The 6210-nt window shown below is 67.1% G+C and carries 6 protein-coding genes and 4 pseudogenes; 4 read left to right on the plus strand and 6 right to left on the minus strand.

Annotated features, from left to right (window positions below):
• Positions 1-189 precede the first annotated feature (189 nt).
• Positions 190-543 carry an ATP-binding protein gene (locus tag AB0L95_RS41610; RefSeq protein ID WP_365171820.1) on the minus strand — a complete coding sequence of 118 codons (354 nt, stop codon included), beginning with the start codon at positions 541-543 and terminating at the stop codon, positions 190-192.
• Between AB0L95_RS41610 and AB0L95_RS41615 the strand changes: the two are divergent.
• Positions 515-628: pseudogene (locus AB0L95_RS41615) on the plus strand (IS701 family transposase); the annotation flags it as partial. The gene AB0L95_RS41610 and the pseudogene AB0L95_RS41615 sit on opposite strands and share 29 nt — an antisense overlap.
• 20 nt (positions 629-648) lie before the next feature.
• Positions 649-870: pseudogene (locus tag AB0L95_RS41620) on the plus strand (helix-turn-helix domain-containing protein); the annotation flags it as partial.
• 54 nt (positions 871-924) lie between these two features.
• On the opposite strand, the gene AB0L95_RS41625 reads toward AB0L95_RS41620, so the two are convergent.
• Together AB0L95_RS41625 and AB0L95_RS41630 are read right to left on the minus strand one after the other, a co-directional pair.
• A complete protein-coding gene (locus tag AB0L95_RS41625; RefSeq protein WP_365171822.1) occupies positions 925-1440 on the minus strand; it encodes a hypothetical protein in 516 nt (171 codons plus the stop codon).
• Between the two features lie 258 nt (positions 1441-1698).
• A complete protein-coding gene (locus AB0L95_RS41630; RefSeq protein ID WP_365171824.1) occupies positions 1699-3042 on the minus strand; it encodes a hypothetical protein in 1344 nt (447 codons plus the stop codon).
• Between the two features lie 359 nt (positions 3043-3401).
• On the opposite strand from AB0L95_RS41630, the gene AB0L95_RS41635 reads away from it, so the two are divergent.
• Both AB0L95_RS41635 and AB0L95_RS41640 read left to right on the plus strand, forming a co-directional pair.
• Positions 3402-3593, plus strand: a complete 192-nt coding sequence (locus AB0L95_RS41635) for a hypothetical protein (RefSeq protein ID WP_365171826.1) — start codon at positions 3402-3404, stop codon at positions 3591-3593.
• Positions 3590-3829, plus strand: a complete 240-nt coding sequence (locus tag AB0L95_RS41640) for an HAD family hydrolase (protein WP_365171828.1) — start codon at positions 3590-3592, stop codon at positions 3827-3829. Before AB0L95_RS41635 ends, AB0L95_RS41640 begins: the two co-directional genes overlap by 4 nt.
• Positions 3830-4337: 508 nt before the next feature.
• Here AB0L95_RS41640 and AB0L95_RS41645 read toward each other — a convergent pair.
• The 3 genes and pseudogenes from AB0L95_RS41645 to AB0L95_RS41655 form a co-directional block, all read right to left on the minus strand.
• Positions 4338-4619, minus strand: coding sequence for a hypothetical protein (locus AB0L95_RS41645; RefSeq protein ID WP_365171830.1), 282 nt, complete (start codon positions 4617-4619; stop codon positions 4338-4340).
• Positions 4616-5175 (minus strand): annotated as a pseudogene (locus tag AB0L95_RS41650) (transposase); the annotation flags it as partial. The pseudogene AB0L95_RS41650 and the gene AB0L95_RS41645, both read right to left, overlap by 4 nt.
• A 21-nt stretch (positions 5176-5196) precedes the next feature.
• Positions 5197-6045: pseudogene (locus AB0L95_RS41655) on the minus strand (IS982 family transposase); the annotation flags it as partial.
• Between the last annotated feature and the right edge of the window lie 165 nt (positions 6046-6210).

A 6210-nucleotide genomic window follows, 5' to 3' on the forward strand; every position in this document is an offset into this window, starting at 1 on the left:
CCGTAATTCCGCGGCCTGTTCCGAAGAGAGGTTCATGCACTACCCAACGAGTCAAAGAGCTTCAGGTGACACAAACCAGATCACGCGACACTAGTGGGCACGAACCGTCTGGTGGTGCCGGTCCGTCCCTACGTTGTCGAGGCTGCGTCCGGCCTCACCCCCAACCCGGGGCTGAGCCTGCCTCCAGCTTCAACCGGTCACTGCGATGACCGGCGGCGGACTCCTCCTTCCGCAAGATCCCTCAGCGCCTCGTGGCGCACAGCCGACCTCGTCAACGACGATCAGCGGGATCCGGCCCAGCCGGGTCAACTCGGCGCCGAGTTTGCCCACTTGGTGGGCTCCGGCGAGGCGGGTGACCCACTGGGCGGCGGCGAAGGCGACCCGGTGGCGGGCCTGGCACGCCCGGATGCCGAGCCCGGTGGCGAGGTGGGTTTTGCCGGTGCCGGGCGGCCCCAGGAAGATCACGTTCTCCTTGCGGACGCACATTGATCGACCGCCGGTTGTATCCGACTGCCCTGCCGAGACCACCCTCGATGAACTCATCCGGATCGCGGGCAGCCGATGGGCTGTGGAGGAATGTTCCCAGACCGCGAAAGAGGAATGCGGCCTGGATGACTACCAGGTGCGGCCGAGCGCGGCGAGACCGAGTGCTCGGCTATCTACAACGACCTGGGCATCAGCAAGTCCAACGCCTCGCATCACTTCCAGGTCCTGCGCGAGTGTGGACTCATCTGGCGCAGCCACCGCGGCCAGCAGCAGAGCGCCCGGCTGCGGAGGGACGAGTTCGAGAAGAGGTTTCCCGGACGGCTGCTCGCCGTGCTGCACAACATGGAGGCCGGCGTGCCCGGGAACACGCCGGCCTCGGGCTGACCGGGGGAGCGGTCGGCCGAACATGGGTGGTGAGCGGCGAAGCGGGGACGAGGGTCAGCAGGAGAAAGGGGTGGTCAGGCTCAGGCCCGAGTGCTCCTCCCGCAACGTGACCACATCACCGTCGCACAGCCCGACACCGTCCATGTGGGAGCTGGTGCAGGAGCCAAGCAGCAGGTACACGACCGTGCCTGCAGCGAACAGCTTGCGCCGGTGCAGCAACAGCCGTTCCAGCACGCGCGGCGCGTAGAGCATCTCCCGCCTGCCGAGCGCGCCCTTGCGTTGCCATACGACCGTGCTGCCCCGGCTGATCGAGGTGCTGACCGGGCTCGACTCCGGCAGGTCCGCCAGGGTCACCTCGGAGGCTACCGCCGTCGGCTGCAGCTTGGAGAAGTTCGCCAGACTCCGGCGCGCGTGCCTGAGGCCCGCGTCGGAGAAGTCGTTTGCCGGCGTGTAGCCGAGGTAGACCGGCTCGCCCTCCTTGTTCACGCAGTACACGGCGCAGTACTCGGCCTCGATGCCGCCGCCGGTGAGCGGCACCGGGCTGGCCAGCCGCTCCCCGTCCGTGCACAACAGGTCTCAGGTGCCCTTGTAGTAGAAGTCCAGCCGCCCCTTCTGCACCGCCGCCTCGTTCACTTCACGGCACGGTGCGTGTAGCCGAAGCTGTAGACGGGGGCCCGGGAAGGGTCCTCGGGCAGGAGGGCACCAGTCGCCCCGCGCGCGGCCACACCTCGGGGCCGTCGCGGCCGTCCAAGTACCGGTCCCAGGTGAGTCCGCTGTCGGCGTAGCCGAGGGCAAGTTCGTAAGATCCGGTGACTTTCACGGGCACGGTCATCCCTTCTTCAGGAAGACCTTGTACTCGACCCCGCCGAGCACCAGGTCCCGGGTCTCCACAAGGTTGTCGGGCACCTCGCCAGCGTCGGCGAGGGCTCGGACGTCGGCGAGCAGCACGCCGCCCTTGAGCAGGGTGCGCTCCAGCTCGGCCAGGGGCACCGCCGGGGTGCCTAGCGCGTGGTCGCAGACGGTCAGGTCGTACCCGACGCGTTTGTTGTAGTGGAAGGTGCCGGCGGTCTCGAAGGGCAGCATGGTGCCGGTGAGGTCCGAACGCACCCGGACACGCAGTGCCTTGTGGTCGCTGGCCCACTGCAAGACGTACGGCGTGAGGTCGCCGGAGTGGGCCGCGATGTCGAGTCGGCCCTGGGCGAGCAGCGGCACCAAACGCAGCGAGGAGGGACGGATCAGCAGCGTCCGCGACCGCGGGTGCGTCAGTTCCGCCGTCAGCTCGGCCAGCTCGGACAGATCCATGCCCCCGTCCAGCAGCGCCGCACTCTCGTCGGCGTACACGCGCCGCCAGTCCTGGTCGACCTTTCCCCAGTCGGAGATGCGCAGCATCTCCTCCACGGTCAGGTCGTACCGGCCGAACAGGAAGGCCTTGAACGGCTGGTACTGCAGGATGCGACCGTGGTCGCCGACAATAGAGTAGTCGCCCACCCAGGCATTGATGAAGGAACGGGTGTCCACGACGCTCGCCAGACCGAGATAGTCGCTGTTCCAGCCGACCAAGGCGTCGCGCCCCACCCAGGCGTAGTCGCGCAGCACTATCCCGGGCTGATGGGTCATGGACACCGTGCGCGCCCCGATCGACGGCCGGCCGTAGGCGCTGTGGTCTTGGCGCAGCAGCAGGCTGCCAGGGGACAGCCAGGCACCGTCGCCGATGGTGATGTCGCCGCCCGCGTTGATCCCACTGCCTTTACCGAACCGCACGTACCGGCCGATGTTGATCCGGGGTATCTGCGTGGCCTCCAGGCCGTACTGGTGGTCCGCGTGAGGTGCGCTGAAGTGGGCGCCGCCGTCGAAGTGAGTGGGCAGGATCCAGTGCTGCCCGGTGCCCTCCCGCACCAGCAGAGGGTCACCCGAAGTGTCGACGGAAAAATGACCCTCCGGCAGCCCGAGCTCGGCGGCGAGTTCCCCGAGGAATTTCTTCACCAGCCGACCGAATTGCATCTGCTGGTACGCGTTTCCGATGCCGGACGATAACTTCTTGAGCTCCTCCAGGACCTGCGCGTACCGAAGAATCGGGTAGGGCCTAGATAATTCGGCCAGACTTTCCGGCGGATTTCCAGGAGCGCTCCGCTCCACCGTGGCGCGTTCGTCGAAGTAGTCGGACTTGTTCACCTGTCCCCCAGTAATGATCGGCGAATGAGTGTCCTAGGAATAATCGGACGAACAAGAGGCTACGTGATGGGTCAACGGCTCGACCAACAAGAGTTTCTTATTGATTCAATAAACCACCGCCATGTGATCCATTTCACTGGAAGATTTGGGCCAATCCGACCGGAGGAGACGGGGCGACTACACCCGCGGTTGTGCCAAGCTGAAATTTTTCCCGCTGCGCACGGAGTGTGCCGTGTTCCGCAGTCTTGACGTTGGTAATCTGCGGACGCCAACACCCTCGTTGACCAGGGTTACCCTTCACCGAGGCTGTCTCCTGGCTGTACACGAAGAACGGCTACGGCCTCCAGATCAAGACGTGGATGCAGGCTGAACTCGCCGACCGGGCACATCCTGCGAACTTCGCCCGCCTGCGCGCGACGTTCGCCCCTCCGGACAGTGGCGAGGGCCTGTGGCAGGCGTATACCGACGCCATGACGGCCGCCGTCACCTGCCGCCCAGACGTTCTCGTCGCGCTGACCGAACTCCGCGCGGCAGGCTGGACGATCGAGTGATCACCAACGGTGCTTCGGACATCCAACGCGCGAAGCTGGCTGCGACCGGCCTCGATCAGGTGGTCGATGGCGTCGCCGCCTCCGGCGACCTCGAAATCGGCAAACCCGACCAGCGGCTCTTCCACCTCGCCGCCGACCGGTGCGGACACCATCCGACCGGAGGCGGCTGGAGTGCGGCGACAACCGGTGTACGGCTGCGCTGCTTTCTCGACCTACGCCAGGAGCCCGGCTGGTAGCGCTGCGGGCGGCGACCACGTCCCGCTGACCAGCAGTGGTCGGGGTCATGGTCTGGGCTGGCGGTAGCGTGGTCGACGCCGTGGTCGGTCTGGCCATCGGTGGGTGCGGTCGTCCAAGGTGGGTCGATGAGCGAGCTCCGGCCCGGTGACATTACTACTGACGAGATGCCCCAGGCCATGGACACGGCCCGACGCCAGGGACTGCCGGGTCAGCTGTGCCAGCGTCGTGGTCGCCACGACGTGCTGGTAGTTCACGCGGTGGATGCGCTGGGCGCGCGCGTGGAAGGTTGCTTCCCGGGTGGCCGGGGCCGCGCGACGCGGGGCGAGCGCGAAGACGAACAGCAGCGACGGAAAGGGATGTTCAAGGGCGGCCCGGCATACGTTTCCTGCCAGCGGCTGTGCGGGGCGCGGGCGGCGTTGCGGCGTCCGGTCGGGGGCGCGGAACGGTAGGCGTCGTAGCGCTCCAGCTTGGCGATCAGACGGGCGTAGGACATCGTGCGGTCGATCTCTACGAATGCGCTGCGGCCGTCGTCCAGGAGGACCACAGCGTCGGAGGCCGGGAAGCCAGCTGGGGTGGGGTGGGGTGGGCGACTTCGAGTTGCCAGCCGGACCGGTCGGCCGCCTCCGCCTGGTGGAAGGCGATGACGGCATCGACCACGGCGAGGGCGTGCTCGCGCGGGCCCGTCCTCGCGGCCGTGCGCTGCCCGATGGCCCGCCCCGGCTTCGGCGGAAGTTCACCGGAAGCGGCGGCTTCGGTGAGACCGGGGGGTGCCTCTATGTCTTTCGTCAAGCGAGGCGTGGGGTTCTGGGTTCGTAGAAGGTGCCGTTGCGGAGCATGCCGAACAGCCCGTTGATCCGTTGCCGGGCGAACCGGAGGAGGGCTTGTGTGCGGGTCTTTCCTCTGGACCGGCACTTGTCGTAGTAGGTGCGGGAGGCGGGGACGTGCAGGGCGGCGAACGCGGACAGGAACATCGCGCGTTTGAGCTGCCGGTTTCCGCCGCGTGGGGCGTGCTCGCCGTGGATGGAGGTGCCCGACGACTTGGTGGTCGGGGCGAGGCCGGCGTAGGAGGCGAGGTGGGCGGCAGTGGGGAAACTGGTGCCGTCGCCGACGGTGACCAGCAGAACGGCGGCGGTCCTGACGCCGACGCCGGGCAGCGACGTCAGGACCTTCGAAAGGGTGGTCTTCCAACAGGGCTGTGATCTGGGCTTCCGTGGCCCAGCCGGCGCTGTTCGTGGACGGCGCCGAGCGAGCGGGCCGGCGAGGGGATCACGATGTCCAGCGTGCCGGTGCCCGGCACGACGACGGTCTGCTCGTCGAAGGCCTCGGAGATGTCGTCGATCAGGCGGCTGACCGCCTGACCGGTCTGGAAGTTGTGCCAGATCTCGGCGGCCAGGGCCAGCACGCGCTGAGCGACGCGAACAGCGACGCCCTCGACGGTGCGCCCGCCGTGTTGTTCCAGGTCGAGCCGGCCCTTGAGGGTGTCGTTGACCGCCTCGATCAGCTGGCGGACCTTCTTGAGCATCGGCTCGCCGGGCCGCATGATCTCCTCTGTCCTTGACGGCCGCAGCAGCGTGATGCCCTGTACGGACAGTGACCGCTCGAAGGTCTTCGAGGCGAAACCCTTGTCGCTGATCAGCAGCAGGCCCGGCCGCACGCGCACCAGCTCGGCATCGACCTCCAGCATCGCGGCCAGTACCTCGCGCTCGCCGACCTTGGGATCGGCCAGTGCCCACAGGATCGGCATCCCGGCCGGGGTGCACACCAAGTACAGCCGCAGCCCCCAGAAGAACCGCGAATGCGACACGCGGTACCCGTAGTTGGCCCAGTCCGCCAGTTCCGACCGCTTGACGGTGGGGCGGGACATCCCGCACGGCACCGGGGTCGAGTCCGTGATCCACACCGTGTCGTGCCAGAAGTCAGCGTCCTTGGCAAGCACCCGTATCACACGTTTGATCTGCGGCAGCGCGGCACGCAGCCGCTTGTTGTAGCCGGCATCCTGCGGGATGAAGGGGAACACGTCCTGAAGGTGTACGCGGACGTACCGCAGCCAGCGGGCCTCGCAGTGGAAGCCGAGCATCGCCTGCATGACCGCCAGGCACAGCAACTCCGAGTGACTGAGTTTCGGTGGCCGGCCCGGCAGCCACCCGATACCCGCCAAATCGTCGTCGATCTTCACGTACAGTGCGGTCACGAGAGTGTTCAAGTTCGTCGTCACAAACGGATCTTGAACACCCTCCCTTCGCGCCCGCAGGAATACGGAAAGTCTCGTCTAGACGGCAAATCGTCTACTGAGGTTTTCAGGGTGGGGTCGGTGGGTCGATAGCCAGGCCGGTGGCGGTGAGGCAGCCGTCGGTCAGGTGGGGTCGGAGTTGGATCCTGC

This window comes from Streptomyces sp. NPDC052036, from assembly GCF_040680495.1.
Lineage (GTDB): Bacteria > Actinomycetota > Actinomycetes > Streptomycetales > Streptomycetaceae > Streptomyces.